Source organism: Microbacterium sp. FG3, assembly GCF_057809335.1.
The window spans coordinates 1-23,673 of sequence record NZ_JBMDJT010000039.1 but is presented as its reverse complement, the minus strand read 5'-3'; the positions used below and the strand labels follow the sequence as shown (position 1 = coordinate 23,673).

General features: G+C 72.1%; 20 protein-coding genes. 11 read left to right on the top strand and 9 right to left on the bottom strand.

What is annotated here, in order from left to right; all coding sequences use genetic code 11:
• From ACODR5_RS11635 to nusA, 3 genes are all read right to left on the bottom strand, one after another.
• On the bottom strand, nt 1–264 hold a 264-nt coding region (locus ACODR5_RS11635; RefSeq protein ID WP_488983727.1), incomplete at its 3' end, for a translation initiation factor IF-2 N-terminal domain-containing protein.
• Between the two features lie 59 nt (nt 265–323).
• A complete protein-coding gene (locus ACODR5_RS11630; protein ID WP_449854475.1) occupies nt 324–530 on the bottom strand; it encodes a YlxR family protein in 207 nt (68 codons plus the stop codon).
• A gap of 199 nt (nt 531–729) precedes the next feature.
• Complete coding sequence (gene nusA / locus ACODR5_RS11625) at nt 730–1,716, bottom strand: transcription termination factor NusA (RefSeq protein WP_488983726.1); 987 nt, start codon at nt 1,714–1,716, stop codon at nt 730–732.
• Between the two features lie 161 nt (nt 1,717–1,877).
• Between nusA and ACODR5_RS11620 the strand changes: the two genes are divergently transcribed.
• Nucleotides 1,878–3,386, top strand: coding sequence for an alanine/glycine:cation symporter family protein (locus tag ACODR5_RS11620; protein WP_488983725.1), 1,509 nt, complete (start codon nt 1,878–1,880; stop codon nt 3,384–3,386).
• Nucleotides 3,387–3,449: 63 nt separating this feature from the next.
• Here the strand turns inward: ACODR5_RS11620 and ACODR5_RS11615 are convergent, their stop codons facing one another.
• Both ACODR5_RS11615 and ACODR5_RS11610 read right to left on the bottom strand, forming a co-directional pair.
• A complete protein-coding gene (locus ACODR5_RS11615; RefSeq protein WP_488983724.1) occupies nt 3,450–8,057 on the bottom strand; it encodes an ExeM/NucH family extracellular endonuclease in 4,608 nt (1,535 codons plus the stop codon).
• Nucleotides 8,058–8,264: 207 nt separating this feature from the next.
• Nucleotides 8,265–10,031, bottom strand: a complete 1,767-nt coding sequence (locus ACODR5_RS11610; RefSeq protein ID WP_449854478.1) for a proline--tRNA ligase — start codon at nt 10,029–10,031, stop codon at nt 8,265–8,267.
• Nucleotides 10,032–10,086: 55 nt separating this feature from the next.
• On the opposite strand from ACODR5_RS11610, the gene pcp reads away from it, so the two are divergent.
• The 7 genes from pcp to ACODR5_RS11575 all read left to right on the top strand — a co-directional run bounded on the left by pcp (nt 10,087) and on the right by ACODR5_RS11575 (nt 15,973).
• Complete coding sequence (gene pcp, locus ACODR5_RS11605; protein ID WP_449854479.1) at nt 10,087–10,725, top strand: pyroglutamyl-peptidase I; 639 nt, start codon at nt 10,087–10,089, stop codon at nt 10,723–10,725.
• A 93-nt stretch (nt 10,726–10,818) separates the two neighbouring features.
• Nucleotides 10,819–12,258 carry an RNB domain-containing ribonuclease gene (locus ACODR5_RS11600; RefSeq protein ID WP_488983723.1) on the top strand — a complete coding sequence of 480 codons (1,440 nt, stop codon included), beginning with the start codon at nt 10,819–10,821 and terminating at the stop codon, nt 12,256–12,258.
• A 118-nt stretch (nt 12,259–12,376) separates the two neighbouring features.
• The gene (locus ACODR5_RS11595) at nt 12,377–13,282 is read left to right on the top strand and encodes an LLM class flavin-dependent oxidoreductase (protein ID WP_488983722.1); all 906 of its coding nucleotides are present in this window, start codon (nt 12,377–12,379) and stop codon (nt 13,280–13,282) included.
• A gap of 110 nt (nt 13,283–13,392) precedes the next feature.
• Complete coding sequence (locus ACODR5_RS11590; protein WP_460816823.1) at nt 13,393–13,746, top strand: ArsR/SmtB family transcription factor; 354 nt, start codon at nt 13,393–13,395, stop codon at nt 13,744–13,746.
• The gene (locus tag ACODR5_RS11585) at nt 13,743–14,738 is read left to right on the top strand and encodes a cation diffusion facilitator family transporter (protein WP_460816824.1); all 996 of its coding nucleotides are present in this window, start codon (nt 13,743–13,745) and stop codon (nt 14,736–14,738) included. Before ACODR5_RS11590 ends, ACODR5_RS11585 begins: the two co-directional genes overlap by 4 nt.
• 4 nt (nt 14,739–14,742) lie before the next feature.
• Nucleotides 14,743–15,570 (top strand): PhzF family phenazine biosynthesis protein, encoded by an 828-nt coding sequence (locus tag ACODR5_RS11580; protein WP_488983721.1) that lies wholly within the window; start codon nt 14,743–14,745, stop codon nt 15,568–15,570.
• A gap of 37 nt (nt 15,571–15,607) precedes the next feature.
• On the top strand, nt 15,608–15,973 hold the full coding sequence (locus ACODR5_RS11575) for a DUF5655 domain-containing protein (RefSeq protein ID WP_460816828.1): 366 nt from the start codon (nt 15,608–15,610) through the stop codon (nt 15,971–15,973).
• 1 nt (nt 15,974) lies between these two features.
• Here ACODR5_RS11575 and ACODR5_RS11570 read toward each other — a convergent pair whose 3' ends face one another.
• A complete protein-coding gene (locus ACODR5_RS11570; RefSeq protein ID WP_488983720.1) occupies nt 15,975–16,442 on the bottom strand; it encodes a GNAT family N-acetyltransferase in 468 nt (155 codons plus the stop codon).
• 67 nt (nt 16,443–16,509) lie between these two features.
• On the opposite strand from ACODR5_RS11570, the gene ACODR5_RS11565 reads away from it, so the two are divergent.
• Both ACODR5_RS11565 and ACODR5_RS11560 read left to right on the top strand, forming a co-directional pair.
• Nucleotides 16,510–16,716: a ribbon-helix-helix protein, CopG family gene (locus ACODR5_RS11565; protein WP_449854487.1), complete on the top strand. Its 207-nt coding sequence runs from the start codon at nt 16,510–16,512 to the stop codon at nt 16,714–16,716.
• Nucleotides 16,716–17,084: a type II toxin-antitoxin system death-on-curing family toxin gene (locus tag ACODR5_RS11560; RefSeq protein ID WP_449854488.1), complete on the top strand. Its 369-nt coding sequence runs from the start codon at nt 16,716–16,718 to the stop codon at nt 17,082–17,084. Before ACODR5_RS11565 ends, ACODR5_RS11560 begins: the two co-directional genes overlap by 1 nt.
• Here ACODR5_RS11560 and ispG read toward each other — a convergent pair whose 3' ends face one another.
• Nucleotides 17,085–18,236, bottom strand: a complete 1,152-nt coding sequence (ispG, locus tag ACODR5_RS11555) for a flavodoxin-dependent (E)-4-hydroxy-3-methylbut-2-enyl-diphosphate synthase (RefSeq protein ID WP_449854489.1) — start codon at nt 18,234–18,236, stop codon at nt 17,085–17,087.
• 229 nt (nt 18,237–18,465) lie between these two features.
• Here ispG and ACODR5_RS11550 point away from each other — a divergent pair, with 229 nt between their 5' ends.
• Nucleotides 18,466–20,373 (top strand): anthranilate synthase family protein, encoded by a 1,908-nt coding sequence (locus ACODR5_RS11550; protein WP_488983719.1) that lies wholly within the window; start codon nt 18,466–18,468, stop codon nt 20,371–20,373.
• Between the two features lie 141 nt (nt 20,374–20,514).
• Here the strand turns inward: ACODR5_RS11550 and ACODR5_RS11545 are convergent, their stop codons facing one another.
• Both ACODR5_RS11545 and ACODR5_RS11540 read right to left on the bottom strand, forming a co-directional pair.
• The gene (locus ACODR5_RS11545) at nt 20,515–21,804 is read right to left on the bottom strand and encodes a M50 family metallopeptidase (protein WP_449854491.1); all 1,290 of its coding nucleotides are present in this window, start codon (nt 21,802–21,804) and stop codon (nt 20,515–20,517) included.
• Nucleotides 21,804–23,420: a Mur ligase family protein gene (locus ACODR5_RS11540; RefSeq protein WP_488983718.1), complete on the bottom strand. Its 1,617-nt coding sequence runs from the start codon at nt 23,418–23,420 to the stop codon at nt 21,804–21,806. The genes ACODR5_RS11545 and ACODR5_RS11540 overlap by 1 nt, the downstream gene beginning before the upstream one ends.
• Nucleotides 23,421–23,673 lie beyond the last annotated feature (253 nt).

Sequence of the window (23,673 nt, the reverse complement as noted above, 5' to 3'; positions counted from 1 at the left end):
GGCCTTGGGGGCCGGCGCGGCGGGGCCGGGCTTGGCCGCCGGGCGCGCCGGGGCCTTCTTGCGGGCGTCGGCGGGCTTCGCACCGCCGGCGGGCTTGGCGACACCCTCGGCCTCCAGCGCGGCGCGCAGCTTGCGCGCGACGGGCGGCTCGATGGTGGATGACGGGCTCTTGACGAACTCGCCGAGATCCTTCAGCTTCGCGAGCGCGACCTTGCTGTCGACTCCCAGCTCCGCTGCGATCTCATGTACGCGTGGTTTAGCCACAATTCTCCTGTCTGGGCGGCCTGCCCGGACAGGGGCAGACCATCAAAGGCGGACGGGTCTCATTTCGAGCCGTTCACTTGGTTTCCATAGCTGTTCAGCCATTCCTCGAAGGTCTGCGTCTCGAGCGGGCCCGACACGCGCAGAGCTCGTACGAAGGCGCGGCGCCGGATGGCGTTCTCCACGCATTCGCGCGTCGGATGCACCCACGCGCCGCGCCCCGGCATCGACGCCCGCTCGTCCAGGACGAGTTCGGACCCGACGGCCACCGCTCGAAGGAGGGAGGACCGGGGAGCACGCATGCGACAGCCGACGCACGTTCGTACGGCTTCCATCGTACTACTCTTTCCTCGCCCGCTCGTCTGCGGACGGATCGTGCACGGACACGAGATTTCGACTCGGTCGCTGCGCTCCCTCGCTCAATCTTGAACCGCGCCGCATCAACGCCGCATCCGCGGCATTGATCCGTCACGCTTCAAGAATGCTGTCGGGCTGGATGTCGATCTTCGCGCCCGTGAGCTTGGCGGCGAGGCGGGCGTTCTGCCCCTCCTTGCCGATCGCGAGCGAGAGCTGGTAGTCGGGCACGAGGGCGCGCACGGCCTTCGTCGACGCGTCGAGGACGAAGCTCGACGACACCTTGGCGGGCGAGAGGGCACTGGCGACGAACGTCGCGAGGTCCTGGTCGTAGTCGACGATGTCGATCTTCTCGCCGCTGAGCTCCTCGGTGACGGCGCGCACGCGGCGGCCCATCTCGCCGATGCAGGCGCCCTTGGCGTTGATCGACGGGTCCTTGGCGACCACCGCGATCTTCGTGCGGTGGCCCGCCTCGCGCGCGAGCGACGCGATCTCGACGAGACCGCTCGCGATCTCCGGCACCTCGAGCGCGAACAGCTTGCGCACGAGGCCGGGGTGAGTGCGCGAGACCGTGATGGCGGGCCCCTTGGTGCCCTTCGACACGCTCGTGACGTACACCCGCAGGCGCTGTCCGTGCGAGTAGTCCTCGCCGGGCACCTGCTCCTCCGGCGGCAGGATGGCCTCGACGGTGCCGAGGTCGATGTGGATCATGCGCGGGTTCGGCCCCTGCTGCACGACGCCGGCGACGATGTCGCCCTCCTTGCCGCGGAACTCACCCAGCACGGCGTCGTCGGCGATGTCGCGCAGGCGCTGGCTGATGACCTGCTTGGCCGCGTACGCGGCGATGCGCCCGAAGTCCTCGGGGGTCGACTCCTCCTCGCCGATGACGGCGCCCGACTCGTCGGTGACCGGCACGTAGATGCCGACGTGACCGGTCTTGCGGTCCAGCTCGGCGCGGGCGCCCTCCGGCACCTCACCGCCCTGGGAGACGTGCTTGCCGTAGGCGGTGAGCACCGCCTGCTCGATGACCCGCACGAGCTCGTCGAACGGGATCTCCTTCTCACGCTCGACGGTGCGCAACAGCCCGAGATCGATGTCCACAGCGGCCTCCCTATTCAGCTCTCATCGGCAATCCGGCTCGCCGATATCCCTCCGACATTACCGGATGGGAACGCGAGCCCGCTGTGAGCGGCCCGCCCCGCGCGGCCCGCGCCCGGCGCGCGGGCTCGCGCCGGGCATGCCGCTCGGGTCACACTGACACGATGGACGTTCTCGCTGACTGGCTCGCCACCGCGGGCGACCGCTTCTGGACCTGGCTCGTGCTGCCCGTCGTCGTGCTGCTCGGGCTCTACCTGACCGTGCGCTCGGGAGTGGTGCAGTTCCGCCTCATCCCCGAGATGTTCCGCACCCTCACGGATCGCACGCCGCGCACGGCCGACGGCGAGCCGCAGTCGGTGTCGGCCTTCCAGGCCTTCACGATCTCGGCGGCATCGCGCGTGGGCGTCGGCAACATCGCCGGCGTCGGCACGGCGATCGCGATCGGAGGACCCGGCGCGGTGTTCTGGATGTGGCTGATGGCCTTCATCGGCGCCGCGTCCGCGTTCTTCGAGTCGACCCTCGCCCAGGTGTTCAAGGTGCGCGACCGCGGCGCCTTCCGCGGCGGCCCGGCGTACTACATGGAGCGCGGCCTGAAGGCGCGCTGGATGGGCGTGACGTTCGCCGTCATCCTCATCTTCTGCTTCCCCTTCGCATTCAGCGCGCTGCAGGCCAACACCATCGCCGCGTCGAGCACCGCCGCGGTCGGCTCCCTCGTCGGCGCGGACGTCTCCGGCTGGATGCCGCTCGTCTCCGGCGTCGTCGTCGCCGTGCTCACCGGCGCGGTCATCTTCGGCGGTGTGCGCCGCATCGCGCACGTGTCTCAGGCGATCGTGCCGCTCATGGCGCTGCTGTACCTGCTGCTCGGGCTCGCCGTCGTCGTCATCGAGATCGACCGGCTGCCGGCGGCGTTCGCCTCCATCTACACCGAGGCGTTCGGCTTCAACGAGGTGGTCGGCGCCGCGCTCGGCACCATCGTGCTGCAGGGCGTCAAGCGCGGCATGTTCTCGAACGAGGCGGGCCTCGGATCGGCCCCGAACGCGGGCGCGTCGGCCGCCGTGACGCACCCCGTCAAGCAGGGACTCGTGCAGTCTCTCGGCGTGTACTTCGACACGTTCCTCGTGTGCTCGATCACGGCGTTCACCGTGCTCGTGGCCGTGCCGGATCTCGGCGGCGCCGAGCAGGGCATCGCGCTGACGCAGACGGCCCTGGCCGCCACGCTCGGCGACTGGTCGCTCACCGCGCTGGCCGTGATCGTCTTCCTGCTGGCCTTCAGCTCGATCATCGGCAACTACTACTACGGCGAGTCCAACCTCGAGTTCATCACGACCCGCCGCGGCTGGCTCACGGTCTTCCGCGTGCTCGTCGTCGTGGCCATGCTCGCCGGGGCCGTCGCGTCGGCCGCGGTCGTCTGGAACCTCGCCGACGCGCTGATGGGGCTCATGGCGCTCATCAACCTCATCGCGCTGGCGTTCCTCTCGGGCATCGGCTTCCGCCTGCTGCGCGACTACACGAGGCAACGCCGCGAGGGTCGCGATCCGGTCTTCACGCGCGAGCTGCTGCCCGGCGTCGGCGGTATCGAGTGCTGGGAGGACGAGGCCACCGTCACCGGCCCCCTCGACCTGCCCACGCGTCGCCGGCAGGCGTCGAAGCACGCCGACCACCTGCGCGGCTGAGACGCACGGGGCACGACGAAGGGCCGGGCGGGAACATCCGCCCGGCCCTTCGTCGATCGCGCGTCAGGCCGTGCGCACCGGCCGGCGGCGCAGCACCATCAGCAGGCCGCCCGCCACGAGCAGCACCGCGGCACCGAAGGCGATGCCGAGCGGCAGCTCCGCGCCCGTGACCGCCAGCGATCCGTCGGCCGTGATGGTCACGTAGGCCCAGCCGACCACCTCGCCGGAGGCGTCCGTCACGGCGAGCCGGTGCACGCCGGGCGCGATGCCCTCGGGGATCACGTAGGTGAGCGCCCCGTCGGCGGTCGCCACGGCGGTGCCGAGCGAGGTCGGCTCCGAGAACAGCCACCCGCTCAGCGTCTGGCCGGCGTACGACTCGTCCACGTAGACCGTGATGCGACCGCCCGGCTCGAGCGCGCCCGACACGGTGAGCCCGCCCCGCCGCTCGGGAGTGAGGTCGTCCGCGGACGGTGCCGCGCCCCGGCCGTTCCCGTTGCCGATGCCGTTCCCGTTGCCGATGCCGTTCCCGTTGCCGTTGCCGTTGTTCCCGTTTCCGTTTCCGTTGCCGTTTCCGTTGCCGTTCCCGTTCCCGTTGCCCGGCTCGGTGTCGGCGACGACGGCACGTCCCAGCGCCGGCGGATCGACCACCTCGTGCGCGGCGAAGTAGTCCACGCTCGCGCTCAGGTCGATGAGACCCGTGTCCGCCGTGCCCGTGCCCTCGGCGAAGGTGCCGAAGTTGTCGCCGCCGCCCGCGAGGAACGAGTTGGTCACGACGAGGATCTCGTCGTCGGCCGCGATCTCCTCGCCGTTCAGCGTCATCTCGAGGATGCGCTCGCCCCGCGCCGCCTCGGGGTCGTACTCGTACGAGAATCCGTCCGAGACGCCCAGGTGCAGCTTGGGCCGCGACGATCCCTCCGGCTGCCACTGCTCCTCGAGCACCTGCTCGAGCTGCGCGCCGGTGAGGGTGGTCGTGACCAGCGTGTTCGCGAAGGGCTGCATCGCGGCCGCCTCCGCGTACGTCACGATCCCGTCCTCGCCGTACAGCAGATCGGCACGGACGCCGCCCGGGTTCATCAGGCCGATCGCCGCATCCTGCGAGCCGCCGTACGAGGGGTTCTCGCTCGACGCGGCCCACAGGTAGACGTCGGCGATGAAGTTGCCGGCCGTCGACTCGACGCCGCGATCCTCCGCGCCGGTGGCCGTCTTGCCGCGGGTGATGTCGTCGCTGATCTGTCCGACCTTCTCGGCTCCCCGCACGTCGGCCTCGGCAACGGCCGCGTCGACGATCGCCTGCACCTCGGGGTCGGCCTCGGCGTACGGCACGCCGTCCGGGTCGACAAGGTCGAGGTGCGACGCCGAGATCGAGAGGAGCTCGTCGGCCTCGGTGTCGTACTCCAGGTCGAGCACGCCCAGCGTGGTGCCGTACTGGTGCGACTGGACGACCGGGCGGTCCTGCCCGTCGGGGCCGGGCAGCTCGCACAGGTACTGCTGGTGCGTGTGGCCGGACACGATGGCGTCGATCTCCTCCGACGCACCGCGAACGAGCTTGCCGTAGTCGGTGTCCTCCGTGCCGATGGTGGTGCAGTCGGCACTCGCCGATCCGTCGTGCGTCAGCAGCACGATCACGTCGGTCTCGTCCGCGATCTCCCCCGCCACGCGGTTCGCGGCCTCCAGCTGATCGCCGAACTCGATGTCCGCGATGCCCGTGGGGCTCACGAGCGTCGCCGTGTCGGCCGTCACCGTGCCGATGAAGCCGACGCGGACGCCGTCGATCTCGCGGATCGCATACTCCTGCAGTGCCGGCGTGGTGGTGCCCGCCTCGTACACGTTGGCGCCGAGCGCGAGATCCTCGCTGCCGTACGCGGGGATGACCCGATCCGTCAGGTCGGCGAAGCCGTGGTCGAACTCGTGGTTGCCCACGGCGCTCACCGCGAGGCCCGCGGCCTTCAGCGCGTCGATGGTCGGCTCGTCCTGCTGGATGAACGAGGTGAACGTCGATGCGCCGATGTTGTCTCCCGCCGAGACGAACAGCGTGTTCGGGTTGTCGGCCGTGAGGGCGTCGACGGCGCCCGCGAGCACGCCCGCGCCCGCCGAGTCGCCGTCCGCCGCGATCCGGCCGTGGAAGTCGTTGATCGAGAGCAGCTGCAGGTCGACGACGCCGTCCGTGTCGAGCCCCACGACGATCGGGTTGTGGTCGCTCGTGCGGAAGACCGAGTCGTCGTACAGCAGCGTGGCGTTGTAGTTGTAGCGGCTGTATTCGAAGGCGACCTGCTCCTGCCCGTTGATCTGCCACACGTCGACGTCGGCCACCAGACTCAAGGCATCGGCGTTCGCGTACACGTGGTCGAGCGAGCCCGACATGCCGTCGTACACGTAGGTGGCCTCGCCGCCGTTGAGGGCGTAGTTCAGGTTGGTGAACCCGGCGCCCTCGATGATCATCGCGGGATCCTCCATGGCGTACGAGTTGAAGTCACCCGTGAGGAAGACGGCGTCGATGCCCGTGAGATCCTGCACCTCGGCGGTGTAGGCGACCAGTGCCTCGGCCTGCTCCTTGCGGTCGGCGTTGTAGCAGCTCTGCTCGTCGAGGTCGCCGTTCTCCCCCGTCGCGTCCGAGCAGCCCTTCGACTTGAGGTGGTTCGCCGAGACGAGGAACGCGTCGGCGTCGGCGGCGCCCGCGGGCTTGAAGGCCTGGAACAGCGGCTCGCGCGCGTTCACGAACGCCGGGTCGTCGATCAGGATGTGCGACTCGCCGACCGTCTCGATCTCGTCCACCTGGTAGATGAAGGCGTTGCGGATGACGTCCTCATCGGCGGGCAGCGTCGCGGGGCTCTCGACGTAGGCCCAGACGTCCTCGCCCGCGTACTCGTTGAGCGCGTCGACGAGGGTCGCGACGGCGAAGTCGCGGTCCTTGCCGAACGCGGCCGAGTTCTCGACCTCCTGCAGCGAGAGGATCGACGCGTCGAGCTCGGTGATCGCCTTCACGATCTTGATCTCCTGGCGCTCGAAGCTCTCGGTCGTCGCCGCGCCGCGCGGTCCGTCGGGGTCGCAGCGGTTGGCGCCGATCCGGTTGCCCTCGCGGTCGGTGTAGTACGTGCAGGTGCCCAGCCCGAGCTCGACGAACTCCTCGGCCGTGGTCGGGAAGTAGTTCAGCACATTGAAGTTGGCGATGCTGATGTCGCCGAGCACCGGCTCCGGCGAGGCGTTGGGGGTGCGCTCGTCGCTGAACACGACGTGCTCCTGCCCCGCGCCCACGATCGGCGTGGTGGGCTGCAGGCTCCACCCGTCGAAGCGGTAGTCGAGCACGAACGGCTTCTGGAACGACACGTCCGCGCCGACCCGCACGGGGTTGTCCGGCGTGAGGTACGACAGCGGCACGTCCTTCTGGTTGTTGAAGTTGGTGCTGCGGCCGTCGTCGAGCGTGATGGTGCGCGCCGCGTCGGCAGCCTTCTGCTGCGCGATCGCCGCCTCGTCGTGCGGATCGATGTAGGCGGTCAGCTGCGGGATCGGCTCGCCGCCCTGCACGAGCGAGAACGAGCCGTAGTAGTTCGCGTCGTAGTTGTCGGTGACGGTGAACTCGTCCTCGAACAGGACGAGCTCGCTCATGTGGGCCTGCCTGCCCTCCTCCGTGGCGACGGCCTCCCACGACGCGAGCGGCACGACCTCGCCGAGGTCGGCGTCGGTGATGTCGATCAGGTCGCCGTAGATCTGGCGCAGGCCGTTATACTCGCCCCGGTCGCCCGTGACCAGCACGCTGTCGCCGACCGCGGGGGTGACCGCGGCGCTCGGGTTGTAGACGAAGATGGCGTCGGAGACGGCGTCGGACGGGTCGCCCGCCGGGTCCTGGATCGTGAAGCCGTTGAAGCCGCCCTCGCGGTAGTCGGCGGTCACGACGCCCTCGACGGTGACCTCGGTGCCCGTGGCGGCCTGGTTGGCCTCGGCGATCGTGATCGGCTCGCCGGGCTCGGTCGGCACCTCGGGCTCACCGGGCTCCTCGGGGTCGGTCGGCTCCTCGGGGTCGGTCGGCTCCTCCGGCTCGACCGCCGTCTCGCCGGCGGCGTTCGTCGGCGTCGGGGCGGCGACCACGAAGTCCGTCGCGTTGTTGTCACTGTCCGCGCCGACGGTCGCGCGCTGAGCGCTCATCGCGTTGGTCGTGCCCGCCGCCGGGGCGCCCTCGAACGCGACGGCGCCGCTGCCCCAGCCGATCATGTCGACGAGGCCCTCGACGCCGGCGAGATCGCCGGTCGTCGCGGCGTACTGACCGGTTCCCTCGTGGAGGTAGACGCGCCCCGTCGAGCCCGACAGGTTCGGCGACGTCGCCACCTGGTCGGCGGCCGGAAGCGGCTGCCCGTTGCCGTTGCCCGCGGCGAGCTGGACGAGGAAGTAGCCCCCCGCCACGATCGTGCCCTCGAGCGCCACCGTGCCGCCCGAATCCCCGCCTGCCGACTTGTAGTCGATCGTCAGGCCCGCCAGATCGACCTCCGCGGTCGTGGGGTTGTACAGCTCGATGAAGTCGTTCTGGAAGGCGGCGCCGCTGTTGCCGCCGCCCCCGTAGACCTCGTTGATGACGATGTTCGACCCGTCGGGCGCCGCGGTGGCCGCCGCGGGGGTGAGTGCGACGATGCCGCCGGTGGCCAGGGTCGCCGCGGCGACGGCCGCGAGGCGTCGTTGCATCGTGGGCAGGGTTCGTTGCATGGATGACTCCGTCAGAGAGGGGGCGTGTACGGGCATGCTTCCGCGGGCATGCGACATCCTCGCGACGGCCAGATGACGCGCTCCTGAACGACCCCCATCACCGCCTGGGCACCTGCGGGCAGCCGCCCCGCGGATGCGGAGAGGCCGCCGCGGGCGATGCCCGCGACGGCCTCTCCGACGGTCGGCTCAGGCGGTCAGACGCACCACGGCCTCGGCCGCCGGCACCGTCTCGCGCTCGCCCGTGCGGCGATCCCACAGCTCGACCTCGCCGTCCGCCGCCCCGCGGCCGACCACGAGCAGCTTCGGCACGCCGATCAGCTCGGCGTCGCCGAACTTCACACCGGGAGAGGCCTTCGGGCGGTCGTCGTAGAGCACATCCATCCCCGCCGCCTCGAGGTCGGAGACGACCGACTCGGCGAGCCGGTACGCGTCGTCTCCCTTGCCCGTGGCGACCACGTGCACGTCGAACGGCGCGACGGAGGCGGGCCAGATCAGCCCGCGCTCGTCGTTGGACAGCTCGGCGATGATCGCGAGGATGCGCGTCACGCCGATGCCGTAGGAGCCCATCGTGACGGTGACCTGCTTGCCGTTCTCGTCGAGCACCTTGAGCCCGAGGGCCTCGGCGTACTTGCGGCCCAGCTGGAAGACGTGCCCGATCTCCATGCCGCGTGCCAGTGTGACCGGCCCCGACCCGTCGGGCGCGGGGTCGCCGTCGCGCACGGTCGCGACCTCGAGGAAGCCGTCGGCGATGAAGTCGCGGCCGGCGACCAGGCCGTACACGTGCGCGTCATCGGCGTTGGCGCCGGTGATCCACGTCGTGCCGTCGACGACGCGCGGGTCGAGGAAGTAGCGGATGCCGGTGGCCGAGTCCTCGCCGAGCAGCGGGCCGGTCGCTGTCCACGGGCCGATGAAGCCGCGCACGAGGAGCGTGTTGCGCTCGAAGTCCTCCGCGGTGGCGGGCTCGACCTCGGCCGGCGCGAAGGCGACCTCGACGCGCTTCATGTCGACGTCGCGGTCGCCGGGAAGGCCCACGACGACGACCTCGCGCGTGCCGTCGAGGTGACGCAGCGCGAGCACGACGTTCTTCAGCGTGTGCGCCGCCGTCCAGCCGCCCTCCGGCGCGCCGGGGACGACCTCGTTGGCGTGCGCCACGAGGGTCTCGATCGTCGTCGTGCCCGGCGAGTCGAACACGACCGGCTCGGGCTTGCCGTCGAACGGGATCGGCTCGGGGACGAGGGTCGTGAACGCCTCGACGTTGGCGGCGTACCCGCCCGCGCTGCGCACGAACGTGTCCTCGCCCACCGGCGTGGGGTGCAGGAACTCCTCGCTGCGCGAGCCGCCCATCGCGCCGGCGTCGGCCTGCACGATGACGTACTCGAGCCCCAGGCGCTGGAAGATGCGCTCGTAGGCGTCGCGCTGCGCCTGGTACGACGCGTCGAGTCCCTCGTCGGTGTAGTCGAACGAGTACGCGTCCTTCATCGTGAACTCGCGGCCGCGCAGCAGGCCCGCGCGGGGGCGCGCCTCGTCGCGGTACTTGTCCTGGATCTGGAAGATCGTCAGCGGCAGGTCCTTGTACGACGAGTACAGATCCTTCACGAGCAGGGTGAAGACCTCCTCGTGCGTCGGCGCCAGCAGCATGTCGGCGCCCTTGCGGTCCTGCAGGCGGAACAGCGCGTCGCCGTACTCCTCCCACCGGCCGGTCGCCTCGTAGGGCTCGCGCGGCAGCAGCGCCGGGAAGTGCACCTCGTAGGCGCCGGCGGCGGCCATCTCCTCGCGGATGATCGTCTCGAGCTTGGCCTTGACCCTCAGGCCCAGCGGCAGCCACGCGAACACCCCCGGCGCCTGGCGCCGGATGTACCCGGCGCGGACGAGCAGCCGGTGGCTCGTGACCTCGGCGTCGGCCGGGTCCTCACGGAGCGTGCGGAGGAAGAAGTGCGAGAGACGGGTGACCACGCGTCAAGTCTAGGGTTCCCGCGGGCGCGGGCCGGGCGGGGCCTACGCTGAGACGATGGTCACGATCCTCCTCACCGGGTTCGAGCCGTTCGGCGGCGACGCGCGCAACCCCTCGGGCGACGCCGTCGCAGAGGTCGGCCGCGCCTGGAGCGGACCGGAGCGGCTGATCACCGCGATCCTCCCCGTCGCCTTCGACGCCGCCGCCGAGCGGATGCGCGCGCTGATCGCCGAGCACACGCCGGACGTCGTGATCGCGACGGGGCTCGCGGGCGGGCGCACGCACATCACGCCCGAGCGCGTCGCGATCAACCTGCGGGACGCGCGCATCCCCGACAACGCCGGCGCGCAGCCGATCGACGAGCCGAGCGTGGCGGGCGGGCCGGCGGCGCACTTCGCCTCGCTGCCCGTGAAGGCCATGGCGCGCGCGATCGGCGACGCCGGCGTCCCCGCGGCCGTCTCGCACACGGCCGGCACGTTCGTGTGCAACCACGTGATGTACGTCGCCGCGGACGAGGCCGCGCGCCGGCCGGGCATGCGGGCCGGATTCGTGCACGTGCCGTGGTCGGACGAGGTCGCCCCGGAGGGCGCGCCGTCGCTGCCGGCCGGCGACATCGCGCGGGCGCTGGCCATCGCCGTCCGCACGGCGGCGGACGTGCGGGCCGACGACGCGGCGAGCGCGGGCGCCCTGCACTGAGGCGGCCCGGCGCCCTGGGCCTCGACCGCGCGGATGCGCCGCTCCGACGGCCGGAGTCGAAACCGCCGCGCAGCCCACCCGTAGGCTGGCGGCATGCCGGCCCGACACGCGCACCTGTCCTCGACCGCCGTGCGGGGCGCACTCGCCGAATCGCTCGCCGAGCTGCGCCGCGATCTGGAGCTGCCCACGGCCTACCCTGCCGAGGCGGAGTCCGAGGCCGCCGCCGTCGTCGACGGTCCCCCGGTGGACGGATCCGACGACGAGCGCGAGGAGCTCGCCGACGTCCCGTTCCACACGATCGATCCGGCCGGCTCGCGGGATCTCGACCAGGCGCTGCATCTGGAGCGCGCCGGCGAGGGCCTGCTCGTCCGCTACGCGATCGCGGATCTCGCGGCCTTCGTGCGCCCCGGCGGCGCGCTCGGCGCCGAGACCCGCCGGCGCGGCCAGACGCTGTACGCGCCCGACGGATCGGTGCCGCTGCATCCGCTCGTCCTCTCCCACGGCGCCGCGTCGCTGCTGCCCGGCGAGCGCCGGCGCGCGTACGTGTGGACCTTCCGCCTCGACGGCAGGGGTGCCGTGCGCGAGACGCGGCTCGTGCGCGCGTGGATCCGGTCGGTGCGGCAGTGGACGTACGCCGAGGCGCAGGCGGCGATCGACGACGGATCGGCCCCCGCCGCGGTGGCGCTGCTGCGGGAGTTCGGCCCGCTGCGCATCGCGCTCGAGGCTGAACGCGGCGGCGCGAGCCTGAACTCCCCCGAGGAGGAGGTCGTCGAGGGCCCGGACGGCTACGAGCTGCGCCGGCGCACTCCCCTGCCCGTGGAGGAGTGGAACGCGCAGCTGTCGCTCATGACGGGCATGGCGGCGGCCGATCTGATGCTGTCGGCCCGGGTGGGCATCCTGCGCACCCTGCCGCCGGCGGAGCCCGAGGCGCTCGCGGAGTTCCGCCGCAAGGTCGCGCTGCTCGACCGCCCGTGGCCGGAGGGGATCGCGTACGGCGAGTACCTGCGCCGGCTCGATCCGGCCGACGCCGCGACCCCCGCGGTGCTGCAGGCCGCGTCGGCGCTGTTCCGCGGCGCCGGCTACGCGCCCTTCGACGGCGAGCCGCCCGCGCAGGCGGAGCAGGCGGCGATCGGCGCGCCGTACGCGCACGCCACCGCTCCCCTGCGGCGGCTCGTCGACCGGTGGGCGCTGGCGATCTGCGAGGCGGAGGCGAACGACCGCCCGATCCCCGCGTGGGCACGCGAGTCGCTCTCGGAGCTGCCGCGGATCATGCAGGAGTCGGGCGCGCTCGCCAGCCGCCTGGAGGGCGGCGCGGTCGACCGGATCGAGGCGGCCGTGCTGCACGGCCGCATCGGCGACGTGCTCGACGCGGTTGTGCTGGCCGAGACGAAGGGCGGCGCGCGCGTGCAGATCGCCGATCCCTTCGTCACCGCGACCATCCGAGACAAGCCGGACCCGGGATCCCGCATCCGCGTGCGCGTGGTCGACACCCGCATCCCCTCGGGCGAGGTCGTTCTCGAGCTCGTGCTCTGACGCCGAACCCGCGCCCGTTCGCCGAACCCGCGCCGGATCCGGAGCGGGCTCGAGGATCGGGCGCGGGTTCGCGGGAGACGGGGCGTGGACCGTGTGCGCGGTGATCTAGCGTGGTGCCATGAAGTTCTCGCTGTGGCTGCCCGCCGATCTGCCCTGGTCCGACCTCCACGCCGCCGCGACGCACGCGGCCGGCGCCGGATGGCGGGGCGTGTGGCTCGAGGACCATTTCATGGACAACACCGACGAGCCCAACGACGGCGCGCGCGGCGAGTGCCTGACGCAGCTGACGGCGCTCGCGGCGACGGTGCCCGGGATTCGGCTCGGATCGATGGTGCTGGGCAACACCTACCGGCACCCGGGCGTCGTCGCCAAGCAGGCCGCCGCGCTCAGCGACATCAGCCAGGGCCGCTTCGTGCTCGGCGTGGGCGCGGGCTGGCAGGAGAACGAGCACCGCGCGTTCGGGATCGAGTACGGCGACGTGCCGAGCCGCATCCGCTGGTTCCGCGAGGCCCTCGCGATCTGGAAGGGCCTGCGCGACAGCGCTCACGACGGCCGCGAGTTCGTGGACTTCTCCGGCGAGCGCTACACGCTCGAGCACGCGTCGCTGAACCCAAAGCCGCACCCGAGCCTGCCGATCCTCATCGGCGGCAAGGGAGAGAAGGTCATGCCCAGGCTCGTGGCGGAGTTCGCCGACGAGTGGAACTTCTGGTCGACGCCGGAGCAGTACGGCCCGAAGAACGAGATCTTCACGGCCGCGCTCGAGAGGGCCGGACGCGACCCGAAGAGCCTCTGGCGCACGACGCAGGCGCTCACGTTCCAGCAGCCCGACGGCGCCGAGAAGGCCGCGCAGCTGGGCCGCCCCGCGATCGGCGGCACCCCGCAGCAGCTCGTCGACACGATGGCCGCGTACGCCGCCGCCGGCGTCGACGAGTTCATCCTGCCGCTCACCTCGATCCGCGACGTCGCGAAGATCAACGACCTCGGCGATCGCTTCCTCGCCGAGGTCGCGGCGCACGTGGACTGACCGGCCCCGACGCCCCCGGAGGCGTCGCGCCCCGTGCGTTCCCACCGCGTCGCGCGGTGACATCGACGCGAACGCGCCCATCGGCCGCCTGCGCATGACATCATCTGCGTATGGACGCAGATACACGGGCTTGCGGATTGGACCCGGACGGCACCTTCGTGGAGCTGGCGGTCGAGGTGTTCCAGATGCTCGCGGACGCGACCCGCGTGCGGATCATCCTGGCGCTGCGGCGGTCGGGCGAGCTGTCGGTGAACCACCTCGCCGACATCGTCGACAAATCCCCCGCCGCGGTCTCGCAGCACCTCGCGAAGCTGCGCATGGCGCGGATCGTCGCCGCGCGGCAGGAGGGCCAGCGCGTCTTCTACCGCCTCGAGAACGAGCACGCGTCGCAGCTGGTGACCCAGGCGATCCAGCAGGCCGAGCACACGATCGGGCGCCCGCACCACCACGGGGCGGCGCGATGAGCGGGCACGCGCACGATCCGGACCACGGCCGCGCGCACGCGCACCCGCGCGGGCTGCGCGGCTTCCTGCACGAGGTGCTCGTGCCCCACACGCACGATGCCGCCGACGCGATCGACGACGCCCTCACCTCGCACGCGGCGGGCATCCGCGCGGTGCGGGTGAGCCTCGCGATCATGCTCGCCACCGCCCTGGCGCAGGCGGTGATCGTCGCCTTCAGCGGCTCTGTCGCCCTGCTGGCCGACACGATCCACAATCTCTCCGACGCGCTCACGGCCGTGCCGCTGTGGATCGCGTTCTCGCTCGCGCGGCGGCGCCCCTCCCGCATCTACCCGTACGGCCTGGGCCGCGCGGAGGACGTCGCAGGCCTCGTCATCGTGGCGGCGATCGCCGCCTCGGCCATCGTGGCCGCCTGGCAGGCGATCGAGCGGATCATCGACCCGCAGCCGATCTCGAACGTCGGGTGGGTGATGGCCGCCGGGGTCGCCGGCTTCGTCGGGAACGAGGCGGTGGCGATCTACCGGATCCGCGTGGGCCGGCGGATCGGATCGGCGGCGCTGATCGCCGACGGCGTGCATGCCCGCGCCGACGGCTTCACCTCTCTCGCGGTCGTGCTCGGCGGGCTCGGCGTGCTGCTCGGCTTCCCGCTCGCCGACCCGATCGTGGGCCTGCTGATCGCGGCCTTCATCCTCGTGCTGCTCGTCGGCACCGTGCGCTCCGTCGGCCGCCGGCTGCTCGACGGCATCGATCCGCGCCTGCTCGATCGCGCCGCGCACGCGCTGGAGCACGTCGACGGCATCGCGTCGGTGGAGCGGCTCCGCCTGCGCTGGGTCGGCCACCGGCTGCACGGGGACGCCGTCGTCACGGTCGCGGCAACGACGCTCGCCGAGGCCGACGCGATCCGCATCGCCGCACGGGCGCAGGCCGCCGCGCACCTGTCGCACCTCGACGAGTTCTCGGTCGAGATCCACCCCGCCACCGCCGTGACATCCTGAGAGGATGCGCCTCCCCTTCCGCCAGGTCGACGTCTTCAGCGCCGAGCCGCTGCTCGGCAACCCCGTCGCGGTCGTCCACGACGCCGACGGCCTCACGGACGCGCAGATGGCGGCGTTCGCCCGCTGGACCAACCTGTCCGAGACGACGTTCCTGCTGCGTCCCACCGACCCGGCAGCCGACTACCGGCTGCGCATCTTCACCCCGGGCGGCGAGCTGCCGTTCGCCGGCCACCCGACGCTCGGCTCGGCGCACGCGTGGCTCGAGGCCGGCGGCTCGCCCGCCGGCGAGGGCATCGTGCAGGAGTGCGGCGTGGGGCTCGTGACGCTGCGCCGCGTGGCCGGGCGGCTCGCATTCGCCGCGCCGGAGCTGCGACGCTCTGGTCCGGTGGAGGAGCCGCTCGTCGCCGGGATCGGCGCGGCGCTCGGCCTGGCGCGCGAGGAGATCCTCGACGCGGCCTGGTGCGACAACGGCCCGGGCTGGGCCGGGATCCGGCTGGCCGACGCGGCGGCCGTGCTCGCCCTCACACCGGACTTCGCGGCCCTGCCGGCCGACGTCGGCGTCGTGGGCCCCTACGCCGCCGGGTCGGAGTGCGCAATCGAGGTCCGCGCGTTCTGCCACCCCGAGATGGGCCTCGGCGAGGATCCCGTGACCGGCTCGCTGAACGCCGCGCTCGGGCAGTGGCTCGCCGGCACGGCGCTGCCCGCTTCGTACGTGGCCTCGCAGGGCACCGCCCTGCAGCGCCGCGGGCGCGTGCACGTCTCGCGCGAGGGCGAGGCCGTGTGGGTCGCCGGCGACACGCTCACGACGATCCGCGGTGAGCTCGCGCTCTGACGCCCGTCGTGTCGGCGGTGCCCGCTACGGTCGTGCCATGACCGAATGGACCGTGGACGAGCACCTGCGCGACAAGCCGGAGGCGGCGATCGCGATCTACCGTCGATTCGAGGAGCTCGTCGCGGCGTGCGGTCCGTACACGCTCTCACCGTCGAAGTCGTCCATCACCTTCAAGGGCACGCGACGCGGTTTCGCGGGCGCGCGCCCCGCGGCGACGGGGCTGCGGGTGTACCTCGACCTGCAGCGGGCGGTCGACGATCCACGCGTCCGGAGCGTCGCGCCGTACACGAGCCGGCTCTTCGTCCACCACCTGACGATCACCTTGCCCGAGCAGATGGACGAGACGTTCGCGGGCTGGGTCGCCGAGGCGTACGCCGTGGGGGCCGGCGCGCATATGGCCTGACTCAGGCGCTCGCGGCGAGCTCGCGCGTCATGAACACGCTGTTCGGGTCCTCGACGTAGTCGGCGAACGGCGGGCACTCCGCGAATCCGTGCCGCGCGTAGAGCCGCCGGGCGGGCGCGAAGTGCTCCTCGCTGCCCGTCTCGAGGCTGAGGCGCCGGTAGCCGCGCGCGGATGCCTCCGCGAGGATCGTCGCGAGGATCGCGGCGCCGACACCACGGCCACGGGCCGCGGCGCGCGTGCGCATCGACTTGATCTCGCCGTGCGTCTCATCGAGCTCCTTGAGGGCACCGCATCCGAGCGCCTCGTCGCCGTCCCACGCGCTCCACACCGTCACATCGGGCGACTCGAGCGCCGCGAGCGGCAGGGCGTGCACGCTCTCGGCGGGGCTCGTCGCGTACATCTCGTCGAGGTGCTCGGCGATGAGGTCGCGCACCGCCGGCGCCGTGAGGTCGTCGGGAACGATGCGCATGCTTCGAGGATATCCGAGCGGCCGTGCCGGTCTCGACTGCGCGATACCACGTCGATACCATCGCACCATGGCGATGACATTGCGGATCCCCGAGGAACTGGATGAGGCGCTCACCGCGATCGCGGAGGCCGAGCACACCTCGAAGCACGCGCTCATCCTGAGCGGGCTGGAGCAGCTCGTGCGCGAGCGGCTGCAGGCCGCTCAGGTCACCGCGGGGCTCGAGGTCATCCTCGCGCGCGACAAGGGTCTGCTGAAGCGGCTCGAGGACGCGTGATGGTCCGCTACCTGACGCTCGAGAACGCGCTGAGCGTCATCGAGCGGCTGGGGCTGCACGTGCGCGACGCCGGCCTGCTCGCCTCGGCGCTGTCGCGCCCGCAGGCGGGATTCGGCGGAACGGACGTCTACCCGGAACTGTCGGGGAAGGCGGCGGCCCTCATGGAGTCGCTCGCCCGGAATCACCCACTGTTCGACGGCAACAAGCGGACCGCCTGGGTGCTCACCCAGCTGTTCCTCTGGCTCAATGACCGTGTCGTCGAGGCGGATGAGGACGACGCCTTCGACCACATCATCGCCGTCGCGAGCGGACGGGTCGACACGGAGGCGTCGACCGCCTGGTTCGCGGAGCGGATCCGGCCCCGCTGATCAGGCGGTGACGACCTGCGCGGTGCCGAGCGGGGCGTCGGGGCCCATCTCGGCGGCGATGCGGTTGGCCTCCTCGATGAGGGTCTGCACGATCTCGGCCTCGGGCACGGTCTTGATGACCTCGCCCTTCACGAAGATCTGGCCCTTGCCGTTGCCGCTCGCCACGCCGAGGTCGGCCTCGCGGGCCTCGCCGGGGCCGTTCACGACGCAGCCCATGACGGCCACGCGCAGCGGCACCGTCATGTCCTTCAGGCCCTCGGTGACGTTGTCGGCGAGGGAGTAGACGTCGACCTGCGCGCGACCGCACGACGGGCACGAGACGATCTCGAGCTTGCGCTCGCGCAGGTTGAGCGACTGCAGGATCTGGTGCCCGACCTTGACCTCCTCGGCCGGCGGCGCCGAGAGCGAGACGCGGATCGTGTCGCCGATCCCCTCCGACAGCAGGATGCCGAACGCCGTGGCGCTCTTGATCGTGCCCTGGAACGCGGGCCCGGCCTCGGTGACGCCGAGGTGCAGCGGCCAGTCGCCCCGCTCGGCGAGCAGGCGGTAGGCCTTCACCATGACGATGGGGTCGTTGTGCTTGACCGAGATCTTGAAGTCGTGGAAGTCGTGCTCCTCGAACAGGCTCGCCTCCCACACCGCCGACTCGACGAGCGCCTCGGGCGTGGCCTTGCCGTACTTCTCGAGCAGGCGGCGGTCGAGCGAGCCCGCGTTCACGCCGATCCGCAGCGACACACCGGCGTCCTGCGCGGCCTTGGCGATCGCGCCGACCTGGTCGTCGAACTTGCGGATGTTGCCCGGGTTCACGCGCACCGCCGCGCAGCCCGCGTCGATCGCCTGGAAGACGTACTTCGGCTGGAAGTGGATGTCGGCGATCACGGGGATCTGCGACTTCTTCGCGATGATGTGCAGCACATCGGCGTCGTCCTGGCTGGGGACCGCGACGCGCACGATCTCGCAGCCGGACGCCGTGAGCTCGGCGATCTGCTGCAGGGTCGCGTTGATGTCGGTGGTCGGCGTCGTGGTCATCGACTGGACGCTGATGGGGGCGTCGCCCCCGACGAGCACCTTGCCCACCCGGATCTGGCGGGACTTGCGGCGCGGGGCGAGCGTTTCGGGGACGCGGGGCATCCCGAGGTTCACGGCTGGCACGCCTTCCAGGGTAGTCCGCGCACCTGGGGGAAGGCCCGATCCGGTGCCGTTCGCTCGCGCCGGATTTGCCGCCGGTCGCGGGCCGCGTATAGGTTGACCTCGTGCTCGAGAACCGGACGTGGTGGTGGCTCGCCTGAGGCGGCCACCTTCGCGCACACGAAACGACCGCCCACCGCAGGCGGTCGTTCTGCTTTCCGGGGAGACCGCCCGAATCCGAAGTGAGTCCCTGATGGCAGCATCCCCCGCCACCGCCGACCGCATCCTGCGCCTGGCCGCCGATCCCGACGCGTCGTTCGCGCTCATCGCCCGCGACGGCGGCGAGGTCGAGATCCTCGCCGGCCCGGTGGTCGACGTGGATCTGCTCGCGCAGATCCCGCTGACCGGCCCCGACGGCGCGCCGCGCGAGGTGCTCGCCCTGGTGCCGTACCGGCAGGTGCGCGAGCGCAGCTTCGAGGCGGAGGACGACGGCACCCCCCTGCGCTGCCTCGTCGTCGAGCGCCACGACTCCGTCCCGGTCGGCGAGGTCGTCGCGGCGCTGCCCGCCGAACCGGTGCCGCTCGCCGACGCGGGATTCGACCTGAGCGACGAGGAGTACGCCGCCATCGTGCGACGCGTCATCGCCGACGAGATCGGCCGCGGCGAGGGCGCGAACTTCGTCATCCGCCGCGACTACGTCGCCGGGGTCGAGGCCGACGCGCGCACCGCGGCGCTGACGTGGTTCCGGGCGCTGCTCGAGCACGAGCGCGGCGCGTACTGGACGTTCCTCATCGTCGCGGGCGACCGCATCCTCGTCGGCGCGAGCCCCGAGGCCCACGTCGTCGCCGAGGCGCGCGGCGACGGCTCGAGCACCGTGACGATGAACCCGATCTCCGGCACCTTCCGCCATCCCGCCGGCGGCGCGACGGTCGAGACGCTCTCGGCGTTCCTGGCCGACACGAAGGAGACCGAGGAGCTGTTCATGGTCGTGGACGAGGAGCTCAAGATGATGAGCGCCGTCTGCGCCGACGGCGGGAGGATCACGGGGCCGCACCTGAAGGAGATGTCGCGCCTGACCCACACGGAGTACATGCTGCGGGGCACGTCGCGCCTGGACCCGCGCGAGATCCTGCGCGAGACGATGTTCGCCCCGACCGTGACCGGATCCCCGATGCAGAACGCGTGCGCCGTGATCCGGCGCCACGAGACCACGCCGCGCGGCTACTACTCGGGCGTCGCGGCGCTGTTCACGCCCGATGCGCGGGGTGGCCACGACCTCGACGCGCCCATCCTCATCCGCACCGCGTACCTCGAGGGCGGGCGGCTGCGCGTGCCGGTGGGCGCGACGCTCGTGCGCCACTCGGATCCGTACGGCGAGGTGAGCGAGACCCACGGCAAGGCCGCCGGCGTGCTCGGCGCGATCGGCGCGGTGCCGCGCGCCGTGCCCGCGCACGTGGACGATCCGGATGCGCCGGCCGCGCCCGTCCGTCTGGCCGATGACCGCGCGATCGCGGAGCTGCTCGCCTCGCGCAACGCCCGCCTCGCGCCGTTCTGGCTCGAGGAGCAGGACACCGCGCCGGGTCCCCTCGCGGGCCGCTCGGCGCTCGTCGTGGACGCCGAGGACCGGTTCACGACCATGCTCGCGCACCAGCTGCGGCACCTCGGGCTCGACGCCCGCATCGCCCACTGGTCGGAGGTCACCGACGCGCAGATCGACGCGGCCGAGCTCGTCGTCTCCGGCCCCGGCCCCGGCGACCCGCGCGACGCGGCCAACCCGCGCATCGCCCGGATGCGGGAGGTCGTGGCGCGGCGCCTCGACGCGGGCGCGCCGCTGCTGGCCGTGTGCCTCAGCCACCAGATCCTGTGCGACCGGCTGGGCATCGACCTCGTCTCGCTCGACCGCCCGCACCAGGGCGTGCAGCTCACCGTCGACGTCTTCGGGGAGCCGGCCGCGATCGGCTTCTACAACACCTTCACGGCGCGCGTCGAGGCGGGCACGGCCCGCGTGGGCGCGGCCGAGGTGGCGGCGGATCCGGCCACCGGCGACGTGTACGCGCTGCGCGGCCCGTCGTTCGCGAGCGTACAGGGCCACCTCGAGTCGATCCTCTCGCGCGACGGCATCCACACGCTCCACCGCCTCGCCGAGCACGCGCTGGGCTGAGCCCTCCGCGGTGCTTGCGGTGGTCGCTTCATCTCCGGCGCTACGCGCCTCCGTTCAGCAACCGATGGGGTCGCACTCACCGGTTGCTGAACGAAGCGGCCGCAGGCCGCGAAGATGAAGCGACCACCGCAACCCGGTGCGTCAGCCCAGGCTGAGGGGGTTGACGATGTCGGCGGCGAAGAGGAGCGCGCCCATGCCGACGAGCAGCACCACGACGACGAGCGTGAGCGGGACGAGGCGCGTCGCATCCGTCGGGCGCGGCGGCGGGCGGCGGAAGAGGCGCGCCCATCCGCGCCGCAGCGCATCCCACAGCGCGACGGCCACGTGACCGCCGTCCAGCGGCAGCAGCGGGATGAGGTTGAACACGAACAGCGCGATGTTGATCGATCCCAGCAGCGCGATCATCACGCTCACGCGGTCGAGGATCGGCGCCTCGGTGGCGGCCACCTCCCCCGCGATCCGGCCCACGCCGATGACGCTGATCGGCCCGTTGGGGTCGCGCTCCTGGCCTGTGAACATGTCGACGGCCGTGTCCCACAGCCGCACCGGCAGCTGCGCGACGATGCCGATCACGGCCTCGGTGTTCTCGAACGCCGTCTGCGCGCCGCTCCAGATCGGCTGCCGCACGCGCTCGGTCGCCGGGCTGAAGCCCGCGAAGCCGACCTCGCCGACCACGCTCTCGCCGCTCTCGTCGGTGTAGGTGTTCTCGGCGAGCACCGGGGTCAGGCTCAGGGTGCGCTCGGCGCCGTCGCGCTCGACGACGACCTCGATCTCGTCGCCGGGGTGCGCGCGGACGATCGCCGAGGCCTCGTCGAACGTCGACACGGGGGTGCCGTCGACCGACAGGATCGTGTCGCCGGGCTCGATCCCGGCCTCGGCAGCGGGCGCCGCCGGGTCGCCGGGGCCGCACTCCGTCTGCGCGGTGCCGGCGGGCAGCACGCACTCCGAGACCGTCGCCACCGTCGTCGTGCTCTGGTTGACCCCGATCCCCGTGGCGAGGATCGAGAACATGACGATCGCGAGGACGAGGTTCATCGCCGGCCCGCCGAGCATGATGACGACGCGCTTCCACGTGGGCAGCGTGAAGAAGGCGCGGCTGTCGTCCGTGCCCTCGAGGGTCTCGTCGTTCGCGGCGCGCGCGTCCTGCACGAGCGTGGCGAAGAGCCCGCCGCGCGGCGCGTCGTCGGATCGGCTGCGCGGGTACATCCCCGCCATCGAGATGTAGCCGCCGATCGGCAGCCACTTGACGCCGTACTCCGTCTCGCCCACGCGCCGCGACCACACGGTCGGGCCCATGCCGATCATGTACTGGCCCACGCGCACGCCGAAGCGCTTGGCCGGCACGAGGTGGCCGATCTCGTGCAGCCCGATCGACAGCCCGAGACCGACGACGATCACGAGCACGCCGACGATGAAGGCGATGATCTCCATCAGTCCTCGTAGGGGTCGGGCCAGGTGCGCTCGCCGGCCGGCCAGCCGGCGTCGATCAGCGCCCGGCGGGCCAGCTCGCGGGCGGAGTAGGCGTACTGCACGCCCTCGATGTCGCGGTAGTTCTGGTGGCCGGGGCCGGCCCACAGGATCGCGTCGCCCGGCCCGACGAGCGAGACGGCCTTCACGATGGCGTCTTCCGGCGGCGAGACCTCGTACAGCTCGTGCTGCGGATCCGTCGCGCGCGCGCTTTCGACCAGCACGCGGCGGATGTCGGCGGCGTTCTCGAAGCGCGGGTGGTGGTCGGTGATCACCGTGATGTCGCTGCCCTCCACCGCCGTGCGTGCCATGTCGGGGCGCTTGAGCGCGTCGCGGTCGCCGTCCGCCCCGAAGAGCATGAGCACGCGGCCCGGCGTGACGCGGCGGACGGCGGCGAGCGTCTTCTCGAACGCGTCGGGCGTGTGGCCGAAGTCGACGTAGACCGCCGGCCCCTCGGGCCCCGACACGAGCTGCGTGCGACCGGGCACCCAGGCGCGGATGCCGCCGTCGCGCTCGAGCGCCTCGACGATCCGCTCCCACGCGTAGCCGGCCTCGAGCATCATCAGGATCGCCAGGCCGGCGTTCGCGGCCATGTGCGCGCCGATCACGGGCACGACGGTGGCGAGGCTGCGGCCGTCGCGGTGCGTGAGCGTGAACGAGGTGCCGGACTGCTGCTCCCGCGTCACCTCGACGATCCAGTCGGCCCGCTCGAGGGCCTCGGCGCTCGCGATGCCGCGCGCCGCGATCGTCGTGACGGGCACCTCGGCGTCGTCGAGGATACGGAACCCCGGCGCGGAGTCGAGCGAGACGACGGCGCGGCGCGAGCGCGCGCGGGTAAAGAACGGCGCCTTCGCGGCGTAGTACGTCTCCATGTCGCCGTAGTCGTCGAGGTGGTCGTGCGTGAGGTTCGTGAACGCCGCGACGTCGAACACGACGCCCTCGAGGCGGCGCCGCGTGATCGCCTGGGCGCTCACCTCGACCGCGAAGGCCTCGACGCCGCGCTCGCGCATGAGGGCGAGCAGCGCGTGGAACTCGGTGGCCTCCGGGCTCGTCAGCCCCGACACGACCCGCTCCCCCGCGACGACGCGCTCGGCCGAGGTCGACGCCCCGGCCACGACGCCGATCTGCGTGAGCAGTCCCTCGAGCAGGTGGGTGACGCTCGTCTTGCCGTTCGTACCGGTGGTGCCCAGCAGCAGCGGCAGCTCGTCGCGCGGCGATGTGCGGTGCACGAGCATGGCCGCCTCGCCGAGCACGCCGCGGGGATCGTCGACGACGACGATCGGCAGTCCGGCGGGCGCGGCGATCGCGGCACCCTCGGCGTCGGTCAGCACGGCGGCGGCGCCGTTGGCCGCGGCCTGGGCGGCGAAGTCCGCGCCGTGCCGGTTGGCGCCGCGGATCCCGACGAACAGCTCGCCGGCGCGCAGATCGGTGGACGACAGCGTGACGCCGAGCACCTCGACGTCGGGCCCCTGCAGGGTGCCGCCGACGTGCTCGGCGACCTCGGACAGCAGGCGGCGGTTCGGCGCGGCGGGACGCAGCATCGTGGGCGGCGTCCGGCGCTTTCGGGTCGTGTGCGACATCGTCGTCTATCGTCGCACGCGCCGACGAGGGATCCGCTGAGCGCTGTGCGCCCGGATCCCGGCCGCCCGCTTCCGTCTCACCCCGCGGTTGCTGAACGAAGTGAGCGCCACAGCAACTCCATGACGGTTGCGGCGGTCGCTTCATCTCCGCGGCTCCGCCGCTCCGTTCAGCAACCGATGGGTTTGACCGGTCAGCAAGCCACCGCGCAACCGATCACTATGCGAGCGAAGCGAGCGTGCGGGCGCTCATGCG